The 21,056-nt window shown below is 59.2% G+C and carries 21 protein-coding genes; 5 read left to right on the forward strand and 16 right to left on the reverse strand.

Features of this window, described 5'->3' with window-relative positions; genetic code table 11:
* Nucleotides 1-3 precede the first annotated feature (3 nt).
* Together IEW73_RS12900 and IEW73_RS16730 are read right to left on the reverse strand one after the other, a co-directional pair.
* Nucleotides 4-1,050, reverse strand: a complete 1,047-nt coding sequence (locus IEW73_RS12900; RefSeq protein WP_188675785.1) for a sulfate ABC transporter substrate-binding protein — start codon at nt 1,048-1,050, stop codon at nt 4-6.
* Between the two features lie 145 nt (nt 1,051-1,195).
* The gene (locus IEW73_RS16730) at nt 1,196-1,288 is read right to left on the reverse strand and encodes an Ms4533A family Cys-rich leader peptide (protein ID WP_372433637.1); all 93 of its coding nucleotides are present in this window, start codon (nt 1,286-1,288) and stop codon (nt 1,196-1,198) included.
* A gap of 89 nt (nt 1,289-1,377) precedes the next feature.
* Here IEW73_RS16730 and IEW73_RS12905 point away from each other — a divergent pair, with 89 nt between their 5' ends.
* Nucleotides 1,378-1,518, forward strand: a complete 141-nt coding sequence (locus tag IEW73_RS12905) for a hypothetical protein (protein ID WP_188675788.1) — start codon at nt 1,378-1,380, stop codon at nt 1,516-1,518.
* 20 nt (nt 1,519-1,538) lie between these two features.
* Here IEW73_RS12905 and IEW73_RS12910 read toward each other — a convergent pair whose 3' ends face one another.
* Nucleotides 1,539-1,763, reverse strand: a complete 225-nt coding sequence (locus IEW73_RS12910) for a hypothetical protein (protein ID WP_188677042.1) — start codon at nt 1,761-1,763, stop codon at nt 1,539-1,541.
* A gap of 154 nt (nt 1,764-1,917) precedes the next feature.
* On the opposite strand from IEW73_RS12910, the gene IEW73_RS12915 reads away from it, so the two are divergent.
* Entirely contained in the window at nt 1,918-3,840 is a 1,923-nt protein-coding gene (locus IEW73_RS12915) for a glycoside hydrolase family 15 protein (protein ID WP_229676036.1), read from the forward strand.
* 278 nt (nt 3,841-4,118) lie between these two features.
* Here the strand turns inward: IEW73_RS12915 and IEW73_RS12920 are convergent, their stop codons facing one another.
* Nucleotides 4,119-4,496, reverse strand: a complete 378-nt coding sequence (locus tag IEW73_RS12920) for a hypothetical protein (RefSeq protein ID WP_188675794.1) — start codon at nt 4,494-4,496, stop codon at nt 4,119-4,121.
* Nucleotides 4,497-4,615: 119 nt separating this feature from the next.
* Nucleotides 4,616-5,551: an NAD(P)H-dependent flavin oxidoreductase gene (locus tag IEW73_RS12925; RefSeq protein ID WP_229675999.1), complete on the reverse strand. Its 936-nt coding sequence runs from the start codon at nt 5,549-5,551 to the stop codon at nt 4,616-4,618.
* Between the two features lie 52 nt (nt 5,552-5,603).
* Between IEW73_RS12925 and IEW73_RS12930 the strand changes: the two genes are divergently transcribed.
* Nucleotides 5,604-6,389 carry a PhzF family phenazine biosynthesis protein gene (locus IEW73_RS12930; protein ID WP_188675801.1) on the forward strand — a complete coding sequence of 262 codons (786 nt, stop codon included), beginning with the start codon at nt 5,604-5,606 and terminating at the stop codon, nt 6,387-6,389.
* A gap of 37 nt (nt 6,390-6,426) precedes the next feature.
* Here the strand turns inward: IEW73_RS12930 and lepA are convergent, their stop codons facing one another.
* Nucleotides 6,427-8,283, reverse strand: a complete 1,857-nt coding sequence (lepA, locus tag IEW73_RS12935; RefSeq protein WP_188675804.1) for a translation elongation factor 4 — start codon at nt 8,281-8,283, stop codon at nt 6,427-6,429.
* A gap of 264 nt (nt 8,284-8,547) precedes the next feature.
* Between lepA and IEW73_RS12940 the strand changes: the two genes are divergently transcribed.
* The gene (locus IEW73_RS12940; RefSeq protein WP_188675807.1) at nt 8,548-9,714 is read left to right on the forward strand and encodes a peptidoglycan recognition protein family protein; all 1,167 of its coding nucleotides are present in this window, start codon (nt 8,548-8,550) and stop codon (nt 9,712-9,714) included.
* Here IEW73_RS12940 and IEW73_RS12945 read toward each other — a convergent pair.
* The 4 genes from IEW73_RS12945 to IEW73_RS12960 all read right to left on the reverse strand — a co-directional run bounded on the left by IEW73_RS12945 (nt 9,698) and on the right by IEW73_RS12960 (nt 13,880).
* Nucleotides 9,698-10,540 (reverse strand): transglutaminase family protein, encoded by an 843-nt coding sequence (locus IEW73_RS12945; protein ID WP_188675811.1) that lies wholly within the window; start codon nt 10,538-10,540, stop codon nt 9,698-9,700. The two genes, IEW73_RS12940 and IEW73_RS12945, sit on opposite strands and share 17 nt — an antisense overlap.
* Entirely contained in the window at nt 10,537-11,514 is a 978-nt protein-coding gene (locus tag IEW73_RS12950) for an alpha-E domain-containing protein (RefSeq protein ID WP_188675814.1), read from the reverse strand. Before IEW73_RS12950 ends, IEW73_RS12945 begins: the two co-directional genes overlap by 4 nt.
* Nucleotides 11,515-11,527: 13 nt before the next feature.
* Nucleotides 11,528-13,096 carry a circularly permuted type 2 ATP-grasp protein gene (locus IEW73_RS12955; protein WP_372433646.1) on the reverse strand — a complete coding sequence of 523 codons (1,569 nt, stop codon included), beginning with the start codon at nt 13,094-13,096 and terminating at the stop codon, nt 11,528-11,530.
* A 211-nt stretch (nt 13,097-13,307) separates the two neighbouring features.
* The gene (locus tag IEW73_RS12960) at nt 13,308-13,880 is read right to left on the reverse strand and encodes a hypothetical protein (protein WP_188675820.1); all 573 of its coding nucleotides are present in this window, start codon (nt 13,878-13,880) and stop codon (nt 13,308-13,310) included.
* Nucleotides 13,881-13,999: 119 nt separating this feature from the next.
* Here IEW73_RS12960 and rpsT point away from each other — a divergent pair, with 119 nt between their 5' ends.
* The gene (rpsT, locus tag IEW73_RS12965; protein ID WP_188675823.1) at nt 14,000-14,263 is read left to right on the forward strand and encodes a 30S ribosomal protein S20; all 264 of its coding nucleotides are present in this window, start codon (nt 14,000-14,002) and stop codon (nt 14,261-14,263) included.
* Nucleotides 14,264-14,361: 98 nt separating this feature from the next.
* Here rpsT and holA read toward each other — a convergent pair whose 3' ends face one another.
* The 6 genes from holA to IEW73_RS12995 form a co-directional block, all read right to left on the reverse strand.
* Entirely contained in the window at nt 14,362-15,330 is a 969-nt protein-coding gene (gene holA / locus IEW73_RS12970) for a DNA polymerase III subunit delta (protein WP_188675826.1), read from the reverse strand.
* Nucleotides 15,314-17,737 carry a DNA internalization-related competence protein ComEC/Rec2 gene (locus IEW73_RS12975; RefSeq protein WP_188675829.1) on the reverse strand — a complete coding sequence of 808 codons (2,424 nt, stop codon included), beginning with the start codon at nt 17,735-17,737 and terminating at the stop codon, nt 15,314-15,316. The genes holA and IEW73_RS12975 overlap by 17 nt, the downstream gene beginning before the upstream one ends.
* Nucleotides 17,679-18,644: a ComEA family DNA-binding protein gene (locus IEW73_RS12980; protein ID WP_188675832.1), complete on the reverse strand. Its 966-nt coding sequence runs from the start codon at nt 18,642-18,644 to the stop codon at nt 17,679-17,681. Before IEW73_RS12980 ends, IEW73_RS12975 begins: the two co-directional genes overlap by 59 nt.
* Nucleotides 18,645-18,764: 120 nt before the next feature.
* The gene (locus IEW73_RS12985) at nt 18,765-19,607 is read right to left on the reverse strand and encodes a DegV family protein (protein WP_188675834.1); all 843 of its coding nucleotides are present in this window, start codon (nt 19,605-19,607) and stop codon (nt 18,765-18,767) included.
* A gap of 17 nt (nt 19,608-19,624) precedes the next feature.
* Entirely contained in the window at nt 19,625-20,380 is a 756-nt protein-coding gene (gene octT, locus IEW73_RS12990) for a diglucosylglycerate octanoyltransferase (protein WP_188675837.1), read from the reverse strand.
* Nucleotides 20,367-21,041 (reverse strand): histidine phosphatase family protein, encoded by a 675-nt coding sequence (locus IEW73_RS12995; protein WP_188675840.1) that lies wholly within the window; start codon nt 21,039-21,041, stop codon nt 20,367-20,369. Before IEW73_RS12995 ends, octT begins: the two co-directional genes overlap by 14 nt.
* Nucleotides 21,042-21,056: the final 15 nt, after the last annotated feature.

A 21,056-nucleotide genomic window follows, 5' to 3' on the forward strand; every position in this document is an offset into this window, starting at 1 on the left:
CTGCTACCTCAACGCCTCGTAGTAGATGACAGAAATCAATCCTGAGTCAGGGTCAAACAGTTCTGCGTTCACCACATCCCAGCCGCCGAGGTCTGCCACGCGCCACAAGGTTTCCGGCTCTGGAAACTCAGCCGAAAATTCGTCGACAATCTCTGGCACTACTGGGCGAAAACCTGCTTCTGCCCACGCACGCTGACCTTCGGGGGAATACTGAAATGCCAGAAAGTCCTCGACCATCGCGCGATCAGCAGTCCGGTTAACAATGGCCACAGGGTTTTCAATACGCAACGTAGCCGGTGGTGTGACGTACTCGATGGGATCGCCTAGGTGTTGCAGGAAAATCGCTTCGTTTTCGTAGGTGAGCAGCACGTCGCCGCGTCCCTGAAGAAAAGATTCGGTCGCTTCCCGCGCAGAACCGGGTTGAATCTTGATGTGATCTCTAATGAGTCTTTGAACATAAGCTAGACCGGTTTCGGGGTCGTCACCACCGTTGCTTGCCACCGCGTACGGTGCCAGCAGGTTCCACTTCGCGGACCCTGAACTGAACGGATTCGGCGTTACCACCTCAACGCCGGGTCGAAGAAGGTCGTCCCAGTCTTGAATATTTTTGGGGTTGCCTTCTCGCACAACAAAGGTCACGACGGACCCAAAAGGAACCCCTGCGTACTCCCCCTCGTCCCAGTCGTCATCGACAAATCCCGCGTCAACCAGCCGATCGACATCGGGTTCGGTAGAGAGCACCACGAAGTCTGCCGGAGCCCCGAACATCACTTTCCGGGACTGGTCCGCTGACGGACCGAACGACTGCAAGAAGCTAACGCCAGCACCTTCGGGGGTTTGAGCGAACGCTGGGATTACCTCGTCGAAACCAGGCTTTGCCACTGCATACGCAAAAACCCCGAGCGTCCCGCGACTACCGTCGCCACCGACCGTCCGCTGGCCCGGAATATCACTAGGCCCGCCACCACACGCCGCCATCAGAAATGCACAGCCGAGTGCCAAGATCACAGTCGCACGCGTGCGGAACCGTCTTCGCGAGTCGGAGTTCATGAACTAAGAGGCCTTCCAGTCACAGATGTCTGACACCAATGTCACACAGCCACACAGGGCGGGGTGGGGAGTAGAAACCGCAACACATTCGGGTGCGGGGCCCGGCCAGCTTGTCAGGCGAAATCCGCCGTAAGCGAGGCTCTACTCAGCGACAACACATGATGTCAGCGACTGCGGGGAAACCGACAGCGATGAGCGCCAACTGATGGCGTACTACATACTGCTCGGCTGCTTCCACGACAGCTATGTTAGCAGTCCTTCCAGAGCAGCAAGAAACTCCGTCCAACAGGCGAGATGGCCCATTTACCTCCCGCCAAGGAGAGTGATATGGCCCACTACGCTGGGGCGCGCTACAGGGGGATCCGCCACATCGGGACCCAAGCGACAAACCTGCGCACGAAACGTGAACTAGCGGAGAGAGATAGCCCAGGCCAGCACGATCAGCACCAACAAGGCCAGCAACACTAACGACACGCGAGATTTCGGCACTATAGATTCCCCTCCCCCTGGGACGTCCCCTGCGACGCCACAGAATCGCGCCGTCGCTTGCTGTCCAACCAGTTGTACGTGGCTCCCAGCACCCGATCAAGCACAGAAGCAAGGCCGAAACATACCGGCACCATCACTGCTACCACTAGCAAAGCTTGCGGAACAAACGGCAGCCCAGCGATCCACAGCTCTACGCCGTCCCACCACCGTGCCAATGCTTCCACCCACTAACCATAACGGCCTCACCCAAGTAGTCGCGGCGTTGGGTTGCACGTTCACACAGCATACTGCCGCAGTTCGCGCCACAATATGATCATGGCGAAGCCCTCAGATCCACGACAGGCTGACGACAACGACCGCGGAGCGGACGATCCCGGCATGCCCTCACCACCCCGCAACCACCACACTGGATTCCCGCCCATCGGGGACTACGGCTTTCTGTCGGATTGCGAAACTACATGCCTGATCGCGCCGAACGGTTCGGTCGAGTGGATGTGCGTGCCTCGCCCCGACTCTCCCAGCGTGTTTGCAGCGATTCTCGATCGGAGTGCCGGTCACTTCCGTTTGGGGCCGTATGGGCAAAATGTTCCTGCTGCGCGTCGGTACCTGCCAGGCGGGCTGATCCTTGAAACAACGTGGCAGACGGAAACAGGGTGGCTGACCATCCGAGACGCGCTTGTCATGGGCAAGTGGCACAACACTGACCAGCGCTCCCGAACGCACCGTCGCACCCCAACCGATTGGGATGCCGAGCATCTCCTGCTTCGCACCGTCAAGTGCGTTAGCGGCACGGTGGAACTCGAATTGAGCTGCGAACCCGCGTTTGATTACCACCGCAAGTCTGCTACCTGGGAATACACAGGAAAAGTGTACGAACAGGCCACGGCGTACTGCATCGAAGCCCCCGATGGCGAACCAAACCTCACTCTGACAACGAACCTCCGACTAGGTCTTGAAGGCCGCGAAGCACGCGCCCGGACACGTCTCACCGAGGGCGACCAAGTCTTCGTTGCCTTGTCATGGAGTGACCTCCCGCCTCCGCAAACATTTGAGCAAGCCGCGGAAAAGATGTGGGAAACCGCTGAATGTTGGCGGCAATGGATCACCATCGGACGTTTCCCCGACCACCCTTGGCGCGCCTACCTGCAACGAAGTGCGCTAACCCTCAAAGGGCTCACCTACGCCCCAACCGGTGCTCTCCTTGCCGCTGCGACCACTTCATTACCGGAGACCCCCGGCGGCGAACGCAACTGGGACTACCGATACGCCTGGATCCGCGACTCAACATTCGCGCTGTGGGGGCTGTACACCCTCGGGCTTGATCGCGAAGCTAACGACTTCTTCGCTTTCATCTCCGACATGGGCATCGGCGACGACGGCAAACCTGTGCCGCTGCAAGTGATGTATGGGGTTGGCGGCGAGAAGGCACTGCACGAGGAAGAACTGCACCACCTCACGGGCTACGAAGGCGCACAGCCAGTGCGTATTGGCAACGGCGCATTTGATCAGAAACAACATGACGTGTGGGGAATCATCCTTGATTCTGTTTACCTCCATGTGCGGTCCCGAAACCAGGTACCTGAATCGCTATGGCCGCTACTTAAGCGACAGGTTGAAGAAGCGATAAGTAACTGGCGGGCGCCGGATCGCGGCATCTGGGAAGTTCGCGGCGAACCGCAACACTTCACCTCGTCGAAGGTGGTGTGTTGGGTGGCTCTCGATCGTGGATCGAAGCTCGCCGAGATGCACGGCGAGCATCGTTACGCGGAGCAGTGGGCGACGATCGCGGCCGAAATTAAGGAAGACATTCTTGCTCACGGTGTCGATAGTCGAGGGGTGTTTACTCAGCGCTACGGGGACCCCGCCCTCGATGCGTCACTGTTACTGGTGCCGCTCATGCGGTTCCTCCCCGCCGACGACTACCGCGTGCGCAACACGGTTCTCGCTATCGCTGACGAACTGACCGAGGATGGGTTGGTGTTGCGCTACCGGGTTGAGCAAACCGACGACGGGTTGTCAGGCGAAGAAGGTGCCTTCACCATCTGTTCATTCTGGCTCGTGTCGGCGCTGGTTGAAATCGGCGAGGTGCCGCGGGCGAAACGACTGCTTGAACGCTTACTTGGATACGCCAGCCCGTTAAAGCTGTATGCAGAGGAGATTGACCCGAAGACGGGACGGCACCTGGGGAACTTCCCCCAAGCGTTCACCCACCTTGCGTTAATCAACGCTGTTGTCCATGTGATTCGCGCGGAAGAAGACCTTGACGCTGGGGCGTTCAGCCCGGCCCACACGGCAGGCTAGGCCGGGTCGACGGCGCTACCGATATTCCGGATTGTCGTACCCGAAGTGGTCGCCCGCATCCGCCTGCGGGGGTTCACATAGCCGATGTCATGGTGAAGGGCCCCAATTACGGCGCGACTAATTCCGCGGCTTCTTCAGGGTGCAGTTGATAAATAGTGCCTTCACGTCACGTTCCATATCTCGTCTTGGAGCCAGCCATCGCGCACAAATGGTGATGGGGTCCGAGGATGTAATTCCCCGAACCCCATCACACTGGCAACGTCTAGATCTGCCGAAGCCTACTTTTCGATTTCGGCGTTCTTGTCGTCCAGTTCGTCGCGAACGACGACGCCTTCTTTGCCGCCGCGTCCGGTAAGACGCTTCAAAGGCTTGCGGAGTGACTGCGCCGGGCTCAGCATCCAGTCCGCGTTATCAAGCACATTGTCGAGCTTGCCGAGAGAGTCGTTGAGCGTATCAAGCGAGCTGTTCAGGGTGTTGAGGCTGCCATCGAGTTTGGTCAACGTATTGTCGAGCTTCTCGAGAACCAGGAGTAGACGCTCGGTGATGATATCGAGGCGGCTCAGCGTTTCGTCGAGGTTCAGCACAGCATTGGTGAGCGCCTTAATCTTCCGAGTGGGGCCCCAGCCTTTGGTGGTTTCTTCTGGTGAAACAGTCATTGGTTCTCCTTCATTCGCACGCCGACCCATACCGCGAGGACCGGCATGGTGCCGGTCTACATGTCTGAATCCTAAGCCACCGTGATGCAATCGGCGCGGGCAAATCAGGGTCATGCCGGTCACATGCCGCAAAACCGACTTAATAACCGCTCCGCATCGCGGGCGATACTCGATACAACCTCGGCTACCGGCCTAGCGTCATGGACGAGCCCGGCGATTTGCCCCGCATACACCACGCCGCGCTCCGGCAAAGCAGGGTCGTACTGAGCTGCGAGTTCCTCCTCCGTGCGACCAGCCTCGTGATACTCCTCGGTGAAGTCGTTGGCAATCGCACGTCCTAGCCACCGCGAAGGCCATGGTTGATTGCGCGCCTTGTCGAACACATCGGTGTACACCGTGTCGGTGCTTTCTGCCTTCAGAAGGCGCGCCACCGCATAGTCAGGGCCAATCGTTTCGGGGCTAGCCAGCAGCGCTGTCCCAATAAAAGCACCCTCGGCGCCTGCGGCGAGGACGGCCGCGAGTCCGCGCCCAGTACCTATTCCGCCCGCAGCGAGCACTGGAACGGTGGCCGCCTCCAGGACTTCCTGCAACAACGGCAATGTCCCGATGCGCCCGGTATGACCACCCGCTTCAGAACCTTGCGCAACGACGGCATCTACACCGGCAGCCTCTGCCTGGCGTAGGTCTTCGAGTGTGTTTACCTGCGAAACTGCACATGCACCCGCTGCATGCACACGCCCCACGTAGGGAGCGGGATCGCCAAAGGACAATGACACCATCGTCGGCTGGGCCGCCAAGGCCGCCTCGAGAAGCGAATCGTCTTCCGCTAACGCCCAGTTCATCAGACCGACGCCGAAGCGGCCACCGAGGTCGCGTGCAATGGCGGACTCACGTTCAACCCACTCGGGTGTGGTGTAACGCGCGGCGCCGAGCATCCCTATACCGCCTGCCCGACTTACCTCGCCTGCAAGCACACCGCCCGCACGCCCACCCATTGGCGCACCCACAATAGGCAAAGCGATTCCCAGTTCACGCGTCAACCATGTCTGCAGCACACCACTGTGCCTACCACACGACATTCATAGCCGCACTAGTTAGACTCTCGCCATGTACCACTACCAGGTCATCGATGCGTTTACAGACGTCCCATTCCGGGGAAACCCAGCTGCCGTTTTCATCCTTGAACGCCCGTACGACTCTGCGTGGGCGCAGAACGTAGCCGCGGAATTCAACCTGGCCGAGACCGCATTCGCGCTACCAATCGCGGACGATACTTGGGATCTGCGCTGGTTCACGCCCGAAGTCGAGGTTGACCTCTGCGGGCACGCCACTCTAGCTACTGCGCACGTGTTGGCAGCACAAGGTCATTCGGGGCCATTCCGCTTTGCGACACGAAGCGGAATACTGACAGTGTCCGAAACTGACAACATGTTGTGGATGGATTTCCCGTCCGAACCGCCCGAACGTATGGAAGCCGACACCGACATTCAGGCCGCACTAGGTGCACCAGTCCTCGGTGCATGGAAGGGCGCGACGGGTGACATCCTCGTCGAGCTTCCTGACGAACACACAGTTCGGATGCTGCAACCAAATCTAGAAAAGATCGCGTCAATACCCGCACGGGGCGTAATCGTGACTGCACCTGCCACTGATGAGCACGACTTTATTTCGCGGTTCTTCGCGCCCGCAGTGGGAGTGCCCGAGGACCCTGTTACCGGGAGCGCACACACCGTACTCGCACCATTTTGGGCCGAACGCCTGAACAGGTCTCACCTGCGGGGGTTTCAGAGCTCACGACGCGGCGGCACGGTGCACATTCGCATCGAAAAACCCGGCCGCGTTCTACTCGGCGGGAACGCCGTTTCAGTGATGGCGGGCACCTTTAACGCATGAAAGCTGCGTGCCCGCACAAGTGCGGGCACGCAGGCCACTACTTCTTTGGCTTATCCGCAGATGAATCCGTGGAAAGTGCTGCAACGAACGCTTCCTGCGGAACATCGACGCGTCCGATGGTTTTCATCCGCTTCTTGCCTTCCTTCTGCTTTTCCAGCAGCTTGCGTTTACGGCTAATGTCGCCGCCGTAACACTTGGCAAGAACGTCTTTACGGATTGCGCGAATATTTTCGCGGGCGATGATCTTGGCGCCTATTGCCGCCTGAATCGGGACCTCAAACTGCTGGCGCGGGATAAGTTCCTTCAGTTTCACCGCCATCTTATTCCCGTATGTATGCGCGGCGTCTCTGTGAACAATTGCGCTGAAGGCGTCGACTGCTTCACCTTGGAGCAGGATATCGACCTTGACGAGATCTGCTTCTTGCTCGCCGGACTCCTCATAATCGAGTGAGGCATATCCGCGGGTTCGAGATTTCAAAGCATCAAAGAAGTCGAAGATGATTTCCGCCATGGGGATCTTGTATCGCATTTCGACACGAGTCTCCGACAGGTAATCCATTCCACCTAGGTCCCCGCGGCGGGACTGACACAGCTCCATAACGGTGCCGACGAACTCCGACGGAGTAATAACCGTGCATTTGACCATTGGTTCAAAGATGCTGCGCGCTTTGCTTTCTGGCCAGTCGGAGGGGTTGGTGACGACGATTTCGGAATTATCTTCCATTTCCAGTCGATACACCACGTTCGGAGCGGTTGAGATCAGGCTGAGGTTGAACTCGCGTTCCAACCGGTCACGGGTGATCTCCATGTGCAATAGCCCTAGGAAGCCACAGCGGAAACCGAAGCCTAGAGCAACCGACGTTTCGGGCTCGTACGTCAAGGCAGCGTCGTTGAGTTGCAGCTTGTCGAGCGCATCGCGCAAAACTGGGTAGTCCGAGCCGTCTAGCGGATACAGACCCGAATACACCATGGGCTTGGGGTCGCGGTAACCAACGAGAGCTTCGGTTGCGCTGTTCCGCGCCGAGGTCACGGTGTCACCAACCCTCGATTGGCGAACCTCTTTCACACCCGTGATGAGATATCCGACCTCGCCAACTCCGAGCCCGTCACACTTTTTCGGCTCAGGAGAAATGATGCCAACTTCGAGGAGGTCGTGGGTCGCCCCCGTAGACATCATGAGGATTTTTTGCTTAGGGGTAATACGCCCGTCAACTACACGCACGTAGGTAACCACACCTCGGTACGTGTCGTAAACGGAGTCAAAAATCATCGCGCGAGCAGGTGCGGCGTCATCGCCAACCGGCGGTGGAATCTTAGCGACGACCTCGTCGAGAAGCTCCTTAACACCTATGCCTGTTTTTCCAGACACCCGTAGAACATCGCCTGGTTCGCAGTCAACAATGTGGGCGATTTCCTCCGCGTAGCGGTCAGGGTCCGCCGAGGGGAGGTCGATCTTGTTGAGCACGGGGATGATTGCGAGGTCCCGCTCAAGCGCCATGTACAGGTTGGCCAGCGTTTGCGCTTCAATGCCTTGTGCGGCGTCAACGAGAAGGATGGCGCCCTCGCACGCTTCCAGTGCGCGTGAGACTTCGTACGTGAAGTCGACGTGACCAGGAGTGTCGATCACCTGCAAGACGTAGTCTTCTTCGGTGCCGTCTTCTTTGGTGATGGCCCAGGGAAGTCGTACGTTTTGGGCCTTGATGGTGATGCCGCGCTCACGCTCGATGTCCATGCGGTCGAGGTACTGAGCGCGCATCAGCCGTTCATCGACGACGCCGGTGAGTTGCAGCATGCGGTCGGCAAGGGTGGACTTGCCATGGTCGATGTGCGCAATGATGCAGAAGTTCCTGATCCTGGCAGGATCGGTGAACGTTGTGTCCGCGAAGCTAGGCACTCGGCTCCTTACAACTCGATGACGATTGTCGAGACTGACCTTGTGGAAAGTCACTGATGTTCGATTCTATGGGGTATGGGCCCGCATTCCACATTTTCGCCCTAGCTGTAGGTAAGTCCACAGGTCAGCGCCTTGGCGTTGTGCGGGAAGTATCACTTTGCTTACAACTGAGTTTCTTTTTCGGGTAGCAAAACTTTTTTATTGAGCTCACCTCTACCGTGGTCAACATCAGGATTATCCCTCCACCGACGTACGGGGCTCCATGTGACACAACACCTGCCAACTACAGCGCACAGCGTCAATCGTCGACGGTTCGTGGCCACAGCGTCCACCGCAGCACTTGGAGCGGTGGCGCTTCCCTCAGCGCTCGCTGCCTTCGCCCCACGAACCCTCCCCCAAGCCGCTGCAGATGTCGACGTAATCACCCACATCCCAATCGGTGCACCGGTAGCGCCACCACTGTCAGCCGACTATGTCGGTGTGACATTCGGCAACGCGGCGACCAAACCAGCTCGCGTGCGGTTCATCGCCAACGGGACACAAAGCGAATGGCACCACCTCGCCCCCAGTAGCCACTGCCCCGACACACATCCAGTAGGCCTGTCCACCGACCTCCTTCTCATCCCCGACGGCTGCTCATCGGTCGAAGTGGCCCACGATGACCCCTCAACTCAACCGTCAGCGGTAGCGATCAACGGTCGCGTACGTTCGCTCACAGGCGTACCGAACTCAACGACGCGCTTCCTGTCCATCCCCGTCGTCACACGCAGCGGGTGGGGCGCCCAAACTCCAGCAGGGGGCAACACCTGGCGCAGGTCCTTTCGTCGCCCACAGATGATCACAGTGCATCACTCAGCAACCGCGCTCTGGTCAAGCCCCGCTGCCACGGTCCGAGCGATCTACCGCTACCACGCGACAACACTGGGCTGGGGCGATGTTGGCTACCACCTGCTTATCGACCCAGCAGGCACCATTTATGCCGGACGGGACACCGGAAACGACCAATCACCCGTCTTCCGCCAACCACCGAGCGGCAACGGCACCGCCGAACTCGTCACGGCAGGCCACGCCTACGCTCTCAACGGCGGCAACATCGGCATCTGCTTGCTCGGCGATTTCTCAACCAGCCGACCAAGCCGCGCAGCACAAACGTCACTCATCCGGGTACTTGCCGCGCTGTGCGCCGCCTTAGGCTTCGACCCAACCGCCACAGTGAACTACACCGAACCCGACACCGGCGCTCGGTACCGCGTCCCCATCATCGCGCAACACCGTGATCTCAACGACACGTCCTGCCCAGGTGCCGGCGCTACCGCAGCATTCGCAGCCTTGCGCAGCACTGTCGCAGCACGCATGAGCGCCGTCACTGCTGGACTCGATGCTGGACTCAACGAAGAATCAGGAATCGACCAAATTACGCTAGCCGAGTGATGTCAACGACGACATCCAGAGCCTTAGACTTTCCGCCGATGTAGATGCCGCGCAGCGGAGGCACATCCTTGTAGTCACGACCAGCACCAACAGCGACGTGCTGCTCACTCACATCAGTTGCATTTGTCGGGTCGTAACCCCACCAGCCACCGGTCCATGCCTCAATCCATGCATGGCTCTCACCCGACACGGTTTCGCCGATGTTGGAATCACTGCGCGGGTACAGATACCCCGATACGTAGCGACACGGAACACCAATCCCGCGCAGCATCAACAAAGTTAGATGCGCGTAGTCCTGGCACACGCCTTTGCGTTCCTCCCACGCCTCTACAGCGGACGTGTGAACCCCAGTGGTTCCTGGAACGTAGGACATTTCTGAATGCACCCACTGGGAAATCGCCTCGACCGCCTCGTCAGGCCTAAGCCCCTTTTTCAGGCCGCGCGCAATGGAAATCAGCTCAGCGTTCTTCGGCACGTAATTCGTGTTCAGAAGCGACTCGTTGAACCAGTCCAAGATGCGATCAGTAGCAAGATCGCTCCATGTAACCCGCTCGTCCGGGCGAACCGACGGGTCAGTCTCCACAACCGACAAGCCAGCAACCTCAAGCTCAGTGTGCGGCGCATGAAGATCGAAAGCCGTGACCTGCGTGCCCCAGTAGTCGGTGTAGCGGTAGGACCTGGTGGCCGGAACACTTTCCACCCGGTTAAGGATCACGTTCTGACGAGGTTCGCTCCGAGGACTCAGCCTTGCCTCGTTATAGGAACGGGTGACGGGAGTTTCGTAGTTGTACCCGGTCGTGTGAACAATTCGCATTCGCCAGCTCACAGTTCCGCCTCCACCTGAATCAAGTCATCGTGCGTCGCATCTGCATCGCTCCACGCCACCCACGGCGCAGAGTGGAAGTACTGCAACGCCACCGCCTCATTCACCTCGGTGCACGTGTCCAACAATCCGAGCAACCGCGGCTGCAAGTCCTCAAGCAAAATTCCCGGACGCAAGAACTCCAACTCGCTGCGCGTTCTACCAAGCAATCGGAGTGCTTCCGCGCGCGCACCGATACGACTACGGGGACGATTATCAAGCTCCTCCAACGCAATCTCAGCAGTGCGGATCGCGTGAAAAACAGAACGCGGAAAAAGCCTATCAAGCAGCAGAAACTCCACGACCCGGCCCGCGTCGAGCGCTCCCCGGTACGTTCGCAAATAGGTGTCATGCGCGCCGGCGGAACGCAACACCGTCACCCAGGACGGCGACAGTGTCCTATCCCCGGCACGCGAAAGCAGCAAGCGCACAAGCATGTCCACGCGCTCAACCGACCGTCCTAGGATCAAAAACCGGTACCCGTCATCTCGGCTGAGAGTCGTGTCCGCAAGTCCAGCAAACATCGCTGCTCGCTCTTCGACGTAACGAAAGAATTCGTGCGGACCAAGCAACCGCGCAGCACGCTCGCGTGACGACAGTCCATTCACCGTCGTGTTGAGACATTCCCACATCTCCGTCGACGTCACCTCACGGGCACCGCGGGCATTATCTCGCGCACGGTTAAGCGAGTCCACGATCGAACCGTTATTTTCCCGGTTGTAGGCGACCCGTTCGGTCAACGACCACACATCCAAAGTGCCCTCTTCTGGTGGCTCGACACCGAGCACCTTCAGCAGCACACGGGATGTTCGATCTGGATCCACGGTGGAATCTTCGAGCAGATGGTGAACGGCCACGTCCAGGATCCGCGCAAGATCATCCGCGCGTTCCACATACCGCCCTATCCAATACAACGACTCTGCGTTACGTGCGAGCACGACCCCTCACCTCCTACTGCTGTTGCTGTTGTTCTTGATCAGTACCGAGATCGGGCCCGACTTCGGCCCGGTGCGCAGTCTTAGGTTCAGTTACCAACTCATCACCCACTACCTCGCGGTCCTCCACGGCACCCCGAGCAGACGCAAGCACCCATGTGTCCTTGCTGCCGCCGCCCTGGCTTGAGTTAACGACGAGAGAGCCTTCTGTCAGCGCCACCCGAGACAGCCCACCTGGCAACACAAATACTTCCTCGCCGTCGTTTACAGCAAAGGGCCGCAAATCAACGTGACGCGGGCACAGTTCATCGCCAATTTTCGTCGGGACTGTGGACAACTGCACGACGGGTTGCGCGATCCAATCGCGCGGGCTATCTCGCACACTCTTCGTTATGGCTTTCAATTCAGCTGGCGAAGCATCGGGGCCGAACACGATTCCATACCCACCCGAACCTTCGACCGGTTTGATCACGAGCTCATCGATGCGATCAAGTACTTCGTCAAGTTCGCTTGGGATCCAACACCGGAAGGTATCCACATTGGGTAGGCGAGGCTTCTCGTTTAAGTAGTACTCGATGATCGTGGGCACATAGGTGTACACCAATTTGTCGTCGCCGACGCCGTTGCCCACCGCACTGGAAATAACAACATTGCCCGCACGCGCGGCGTTGAGAATTCCGGGGATACCGAGCACGGAATCGGGCCTGAACTGAAGGGGATCAAGATACTCGTCGTCGATCCTCCGATAGATCACATCGACCTGCTGCTCGCCCTCAGTTGTCCGCATGTAGACAACATTGTCTCGACAGAACAAGTCGCGACCTTCAACGAGCTCCACACCCATCTGGCGAGCGAGGAGCGAGTGCTCAAAGTAGGCAGAGTTCGCGACACCTGGCGTCAACACAACAACAGTTGGATCAGCCTCATTGAGCGCAGCCGAGTTTCGCAACGCACGCAACAAGTAGGCCGGGTAATCAGCGACAGCACGAACCCGGTGGCTCGCAAACAAGTCAGGGAACACCCTGGTCATCGTCCGACGATTCTCAAGTACGTAGGACACACCCGACGGTGACCGCAGGTTGTCCTCAAGAACGCGAAATACGCCCTTCTCGTCCTTGATCAGGTCGATGCCCGCTACGTGGATACGCACCTCATTCGGCGGGACGATCCCCATCGCCTCACGGTGAAAGTGCTGGCATGAAGTCACAAGCCGACGAGGTAACACGCCGTCTCGCAAAATGTTCTGCTCGCCGTAAATGTCATCGAGGAAAAGCTCGAGCGCCTTCACTCGCTGCTTAATTCCCTTTTCAAGCTTCGCCCACTCCGCGGCAGCAATCACTCGCGGAACCAAATCGAGCGGAAACGGACGTTCCTGCCCCGACAGCGAAAAGGTGATCCCTTGGTCAAGGAACGCTCGGCCCAATGCGTCCGCGCGGGCCGCTAGGTCCATCGCGGTGGCCGGGGCTAGCGCCGAAAAAATGCCCTTATAGGCCGCTCGCACATTGCCTTGAGCGTCAAACATCTCGTCATACGCCTTGGCGTAATGCTCATGAACCGGCCCTGTACCGGCGTAACCGCTGAACACGTATTCGCCGTGCCCAGCCTCGTCAGCTTGCTGGAGCGCTTCGTACAGGGCGCTCTGCGCGCGGGGCGATCTTGAACCAGAACTCACTCCGTCCATGGTGCTACATTCCCAAGGTTTCGGCACGCAGAATCTCTCGACGCTGCGTTAATATTTCGTTTCCATAAATTTCGGCAAAGCACAGACCGGGCACACCCGACACGACTAGCAGGCATCACGACCGTTGCGTGGGAACAACCAGCCAAGCGCCGATACACGCACTCACAGCGGCAAGCCCCACTGTTGTCAGCAACCCACCTTCAGGGAGTTGTACTACTTCATCACCAGAACTAATACCCCGGTGCGCTGACAGCATGTCCACCGTGGCGACAGTAATGAACGCGATGATCCCCCACGCGCAGCCCACCGTCACCCGGGCAACAACCGCACGCGCCTCAACAAGCAACCCCAACACCGTGAGCGCAATCGTGACAGCCGCCGCAAGAAGGTAAGACCACACCACCGACGATGCCGTCACCACAGTGGTGGGCACCTCGGCTTCCGACGCCCAACCCGTAACTATGCTGTCGGGCAGCGAAGGCAACCAGGTAAGGAACAGGACTCCGGCCGCGATTGCCACCACGAGCGGAACTGCAACCACGGCGCGATTTCGAGTACGTGGCGTGAACCATTGCGGTGCGATTGTGGGAGCCATGTCGATCAGCGTAATGCGGCGTTTGGTGTCGAAACGAAACCGGTGGTAGTCTTGCCCTTCGGCGCGCACTGTCAGCCAATGGCTGCTGCGCACGCACTCCCGACGTAGACAACTTCGACTAGAACTTCTGTCCCTTTCAGAAATTCTAACGAAGGTCTGTAAAAAGAGTGCTTAAGTCATCCATTAGACGAATCTGACCAGGGGTTGTACGCGTGGCCAACATCAAGTCTCAGCTGAAGCGGATCGGCACCAACGAGCGTGACCGACTCCGCAACCAGTCGGTAAGGTCTGCGCTTCGCACTGCTATCCGGAACTTCCGTGAGGCAGCGGCCGCAGGCAACAAAGAAACCGCAGAGAAGCACCTTCAAGCAGCGAACCGCAAGCTCGACAAGGCCGCTAGCAAGGGTGTCATTCACAAGAACCAAGCAGCGAACAAGAAGTCTGCCATGTCGCAGGCTTTCAACAAGATCAGCTGACTTAGTCATAAACTTTTCTGGGGTCCTTCACCATGGTGAAGGACCCCAGATTTGTTGCATCTACTCATGGCTGTCGTAGGTTGCTGGGTGGCTGATACCTACCGGGCAAGCGTAGCGACCGCGATGACCGCTCGTTCCAACGCGTAGTGAGTATCGGCAGCTCCACCTTTCACATCACCGTTCAGGCGTGCCACGGCGCTAAGCGCTGTGGTCAACGACTCGGGCGTCCAGGTGCGGGCAAGCGCTTGGGTCTTTTTCACCTTCCATGGCGGCATACCCAACTGTGAAGCTAGACGGTTGGGGTCCCCTCGCCCCGCGGCGCTAACGCGCGCGATTGAGCGGACAGTCTCCCCCAGGGCATCAGCAAGCACCACAGTGGGCACCCCAGTGTGCAGCGCCCACCGCAATGCTTCAAGCGCTCCACCTTTGTTGCCATTTACTGCTTTCTCGGCCACATCAAAGCCACTCACTTCAGCTTTGCCCGCATAGTACTGATGCACAGTCGCTGCGGTGACTTTCCCTCCTGTGTCTGCGATGAGTTGCGAGCATGCTGCAGCAAGTTCGCGCAGGTTCGAACCAACGGCATCAATGATTGTGGCGATCACATCGGGGGCCACACGTACCCCGTGGTCGCGAAACTCGGAGCGTACGAACTCTGACCGCTCGGAGGCGTTGAGTTTGGTGCACCGGTGAACTTCTGCGCCTGCTTTTTGCAGGCTCGCGGCGAGTGCTTTCGCGCGTCCACCGCCGGAGTGGGCCACGATGAGGGTGACTCCGGCAGGAACGTCACGGGCCGTGGTTTCAATGATGGCGGCAGCGTCTTTGCCTGCTTCGTCAGCCGATTCAAGGGCGACGACCCGGTCTTCGCCGAACAGCGATGGGCTGAGCAACTCGGCGAGGTGGGCGGTACTGACATCACCTGCGCGCATGCGGGTTACTTGCACCGATTCCGCTTCCGTGTCTGCGCTGTCACGCACAGTAGCGATAATTCGCCGCATCGCTCGGTCTACGAGAAATTCTTCATCGCCTACAACCAGGTGAACTGACACCTCATGACAGTGGCACATTGGCGTACTCCCCCACAATCTGCACCCCGTGTGAAGTCGGTCGGACCGTGATTAGCCCGTGCACGTCAGTTCTGGCTACATGTGCGTTCATTGACTCGAGCGCATCGAGAACCTCAGTGTGCGGATGCCCATAGGTGTTGTCCCGCCCTGCGCTGATGATCGCGATTTCGGGTGCGACTGCGTGCAGGAATTGCGGGAGCGTTGTCGCCGCTCCGTGATGCGGGACAGTCATAATGTCGGCGGTGAGCGCTTCCGGGGCGTGGTCGAGCAACCACTGTTGTGCTTCGAACTCAATATCGCCGCAGAACAGCAGTGTCATGGATTCGTTTTCCTCCACGCGGGTTGTCGCAGAGACGACGACTGACTGATCATTCGGCGACAGATACGGAGCTAGGTCCGGATTTGGCCCAAGAATTCTGAGGGTTGTCGCAGGTAAGTCGACTTCGTCCCCGAGCCGTATCTCCATTATGGGTACGCCCGTTTTCTGGGCGGTAGCCACAACATCATCGAATCCGGATTGCGGGTCCTGACCAGGCCCAATCGCGACCGCACCAACATTCCGCCCCGTGAAGACACCGGACAATCCCGCCACGTGGTCAGCATGAAAATGGGTAATGATGACGAGATCTACGGTGTTAATCCCCAAAGTTCGCAGGCAGCTGTCCGCAAGGTCTGGCGCGGGTCCGACATCGATCACGATCGCTGATTGTGGACCCGTTGCGTGCACGAACATGTCTCCTTGTCCCACGTCGCAAGCAGCGACCACCCACCCGGTTGGGATGGTGGCGCTGAAGGCTACGCGGGCAACGGCCCACCCCGCTGCGACACTGACGGCAACTACGAGAACAAGAAGGCGCCAGCGTTTCGCCCAGATGAGTGCTGATGCCGCCAGCGTCACGATGACCATCAGTACCGCCCCTGGAATGCCGCGTGGTACCTCGATGCTGGCGTTGGGAAGCGCGGCGCACCATTGCGCGGTGGCGAGTATCCATGACGTGGGGTGACCCGCAAGCCATATGGGCACGGCCGCAAGTGTGGCGGATAGCGGTGCAAGCACCAGGCCGAGGTACCCGAGGATGATGACTGCGGTGACGACGGGTGCGACAACAAGGTTCGCGAGCACTGCGACGACGCTGAACTGCCCAAGAACTCCCGCGATGATCGGTGCTGTTGCGAAGTGCGCGGCGGTGGAGACGGCGATGATCGCCGCTAGTCCATCAGGTACGCCGCGTCGGGTAAGTGCGTTTGTCAGTGGCGGAGTGGCGAGGACGAGTCCCGCTGTGGCGGTCACTGACAGCGCAAAACCGAGATCGACAGCCAACTGTGGCCTCACGACGAGCAGCACAATCACTGCCGCGCACAGCGCGGGAAGCGCATGTCGGCGCCTGCCACTTAGCAGGGCGATGAGTGTCACCGTGCCCATTGCGGCAGCTCGCAGAACGCTGGGTTCGGGCCGACAAATGATCACAAACCACACCAGCGCAATGGCAGTGAGAAGCACGCTGAGGCGCCGGGATCCCGTGATAAACCGTGTTGACAGGAGCACTGCCGCGCACACGATCGTGACGTGGGTGCCTGAGACGACGGTGAGGTGCGTCAGGCTGGTGGTCACAAAGGCACTGCGGGTGTCTTCAGACATTTCTGCACGGTCGCCGATCACGATTCCCGGCAGAATGGCTGCCGTTGATGCAGGCAATGTTCTGTGTACGACCTCCTTGAAGCTGCTTCGAACGTGGCCGGCGATACGTTGCGCGCGTTGAGGTACCCGCACAGTGTCGGGCGTGCCTGTGGTGAACAGGGTCGCGACGGTGAAGTCCTTCCGCCTCGGTTCCCTCGTCGTGGCGGTGAAGCTGATGCGCTGCCCCGGAAGCAGGTCAGCCCAATGTTCCCCAGTTGCGATGACAGTTATTGCCCCGGATGCGGTGACTGTGTGGTCAGTTTGCGTCACGCTCACAATGTGCGCGCGCAAGACGTGGCGGGGCTGCCCGAAGTGCTGGTTACGAAGCAATTGCGGGTCTGTTCGCACGTCCGCGACGACTGTGACCGACTCGTGCGGGGCGACGTCACGTAGCGGGTGGGATTCGATGCTCTGGGCGGAGAACCCACCTGCAATCGCACATGTTGCGCCAAACATGAGGGCGACAGCAACGACTCGACGGAATGCCGCTAGGTTTTTCCGATCATCTGGGGTTTTCCGATAATTTGGAAATCTCCAGACGACCACTGCTGCAAGCGTTGCCAGTCCCGCCACAAGGAAGGCGACGACTGAGCCACCGACGATCGCGAGGATGGTGGTCGCCCAGGCGGTCAGTGCAGCGGGCGCGAGTCGTGCGTCAATTGCGGCCCTGTCAGTGGAGAAGGTATTCACGTACTTGGGTGAACTTCGCGGGTCCGATTCCTCGAACATCTCGTAGTTGTTCTACTGACTGAAAAGATCCGTTGTTGGTGCGCCAGTCCACGATCGCTTGACCTGTGACGGGTCCGATGCCTGGTAGCGCAGTGAGCTGTTCGACGGTGGCTGAATTGATGTTGACCTTTGTCGGCGCTTTTGGGGTTCCCGGTCCTGACGCCGAGGGACTCGTTTTGGCTTCTCCGCTGCTCATGATCATGCTTACTACCGGTGCCGCGCTGTCAGCGCCGTCACGGTTCCCCACTACGATGTGGTCGCCGTCCTGGACGATGTGGGCGAGGTTGAGCGTGATGGTATCCGCACCTAGTTGTGAGCCTCCTGCGTGCGCTATAGCGTCAGCAACGCGCGCCCCAGCGGGCAGGGTGACAAGCCCTGGAGTGTGGATGTGGCCCGCCACGCTCACGACGATGTGCTCGGGTGGCTCCGCACTCATCGACAAGTTCTTTGTGTCGGCGTCTGACTTCGTGCCATCGAGAGATTCGCGGTGGCCGCCATGCTGGTCCGGGTGACTGGGTTGGTCCGGGTCACTGGGTTGATCGGCGTGATTGGGTTGTGTCTCGACTTTCATGTCGCCTTGCACTAGCGCGAGTTGTGTTTCCGACGGGCCACCCCGCTGGGCCGCGACCGCGGCAAAAACCACCCCCGCGATGCCGACTCCAATAAGTGCGAGCGCACCTGCCTTCGTCAGAGAAAGCCGAGCTGGAATTGGAGGAACGCGGCGGGTTTCACCAAAAAAGTCGGGAGCATCAGCATTGTTTACAGGACGTGCAGCGGCAGCCGAGTCCGGATCATCCGCGAAACTCGTGTCATCGCCGACGGTCGCGTCGCCAGTAGTCGGCTGTCGAGCAGGCAAAGACATCAACGCGCGGTAGCGTTCCCTCGCCTTGTCCGTGTCATAGGGCATGGGCAGACAGTAGAGACCGAGCAGACAGCACAGCACGGACTACCTACAAGAATGTGGATAACTCCATCGTGTGGATAACCGGCGCTGCGTAGATAACCCGCGCTGCGTAGATAAAAACGCTCAGAATTCCCGGCGGGCGAACATCGACACGCTGATCGCACCTGGGCCCAAATGCACCCCAAGGACCGCGCCGAGGTCAGTGATATAAGTGGCGTGAAACCCCTCAAGCCGTGCGGTCACGCGAGCCAACACATCGCGCGCCCGGTCCTCGGCCTCCAAATGCTGGACCGCGATGCTGACGTGTTCTTTTTGCCTTGCGGTCTCGACAGAAATATCGATTAACCGATTGATCGCTTTCGTCGCCGTGCGGGTTTTCTCCCGAATACCCAACGCGCCATCTTCGAGCTGCAGCACAGGCTTAATGGCAAGTGCCGTCCCCAACAAGGCCGATGCAGCACCGATCCGCCCACCACGGCGGAGATTGTCGAGTTGATTCACGTAAACAAAAGAACTAGTTCTGTTGGCCGCGTCGACGGCCGTGTCGTACACCTCGTCACGCGTCGCCCCGCGGTTCGCTGCGACTGCGGCGGCTTGTACGACAAACGCCAAGCTAAACGCAGCTGCGCGCGAATCAACGACACGAACTGCTGAACCGATATCTGATGCCGCTTGGTGGGCTGCTTCCCAGGTGGAGGACAGTTTGCGCGAAAGGAAGATGCCTACCACTCCGTCGCCACCGCTGTCGCGCACTGCTTTGTCGAACACTTCGCGCAATTCCTCAGGCGACGCACCTGCGGTCGAAACCCCGTTCGAACGCCATACCGCACTTGGAATTTCATCGACCCCTTCGCGGAGGTCGTTCCCGTTGTGAAGGACGTGAAGCGGGACAACCCGGATATTATTTTGCGCAACCACGTCGGAGGGAAGTGTGGACGACGAATCAGTTACTACGATGACAGCCACAGCTTCACCAACCTTCGTTAGCTTGAGCGCTCGGAAGTATCTGGGATTGCACGCTCACATGAAACGATAGCTGCCTCCATGAGCGTTGCGACGCGTTGATGCGCATCAAAGTTCCAGTGAATGCCGTCGGGGTTACCTTCGCCTGCCCTGAGGTGTTCGAATGTCGCTCCCGGAATGTCGACCACGGGGACATTATTTTTCGCAGCCCACGCGGCGATAGCGTGTGCAGTCCTTGGCTGGCCTGGTTGCACTCGCGCATACGACTCACTGTATTGCAGGGCAGGCAGCACCGCCACGATCGGTATGTCGGGTCGCACAGCGCTGAGTGCCTCGCGCATTTTTTCGAGGTACGACACGGTCACCGACGGTGGTAGCGCCATTGGCCAACCCAGTGGCGACAGTGCAGGTTGTAGTTTGCGGTAAACCGAACGCACAGCGGTACGTAGCCGAGTCGGCCGGATGTACCGGATTTGTTCCCGCAGAGCTGTTGGTAACGGCGACGGCAAGGAGTCCATGCCTCCCAGGGCAATAACGACGGCCCTTACGTGCGGGATGGTGGCCCACACCAATGGGTCTTGAGTTAGCGCCCACCACCCATCGCGGCTAGTCCACCCGACGCGCGCACATAGGTGCGAACGCAACCCGAGTTTAGCGGCTACCAGGTTAGGCCAGATCTGCGGATGGTCTGCTGGGAGCCCACCTTTTGGCCCGAAGAATGACAGGGAATCGCCGATGACCAGCAGCGCCGGGGATGCCGTGTTAGAGGGAGACATCGGGGGCAACTTCCGCGGATGAGTTCCACACATCGAGCCGCCACAGGCCAGTATTGCTGAAGTGGCTGAGTTGAACCCAACTCGCGTTGCCGAGACCACCCAGTATTTGCCAGTGAGACACCGGAAGGTCCAGCAGTTTCGCTGTCAGCGCCGAGATGAGTCCCCCATGCGCTACGAGCACCACGGGGCGGTCGTTCCATGCTGCGAGATCGGCGTCACCATTGTCGTATCGGGCTAGCAGTTCCTCCACCACGGGGACAGACCGTTGTGCAACGTCCACTCGGCTTTCACCGCCGGGAGGGGACAACGTCGCGTTCAGCCGCCACTGTGCGCGGGCACCTGGATGTTTAGCATCCACGTCAGAGTGGGTCCAGCCTTGCCACTCGCCGAGGTGGGTTTCACGAAGCCGCACATCCGTGACGACGCCCATGCCCGCCTCGTCTCCCAGTGCCACTGCGGTGTCGTAGGCGCGATGCAGGTCAGACGAGACGATCGCCACCGGTTTGCATCGTGCTAGCACCACCGCTGCGCGCGCTGCTTGATCTTCCCCGAGGGGTGACAGTGCGGTGTCAAGTTGGCCCTGCATTCTGCTCTCCGCGTTGTACACAGTCTGACCGTGTCGCAGAAGAAGCAGTTTTCGAACGGTGACCGGTGCGGTCATTCGTGAAGGTCCCTC

This window comes from Hoyosella rhizosphaerae, assembly GCF_014643175.1.
Taxonomy (GTDB): domain Bacteria; phylum Actinomycetota; class Actinomycetes; order Mycobacteriales; family Mycobacteriaceae; genus Lolliginicoccus; species Lolliginicoccus rhizosphaerae.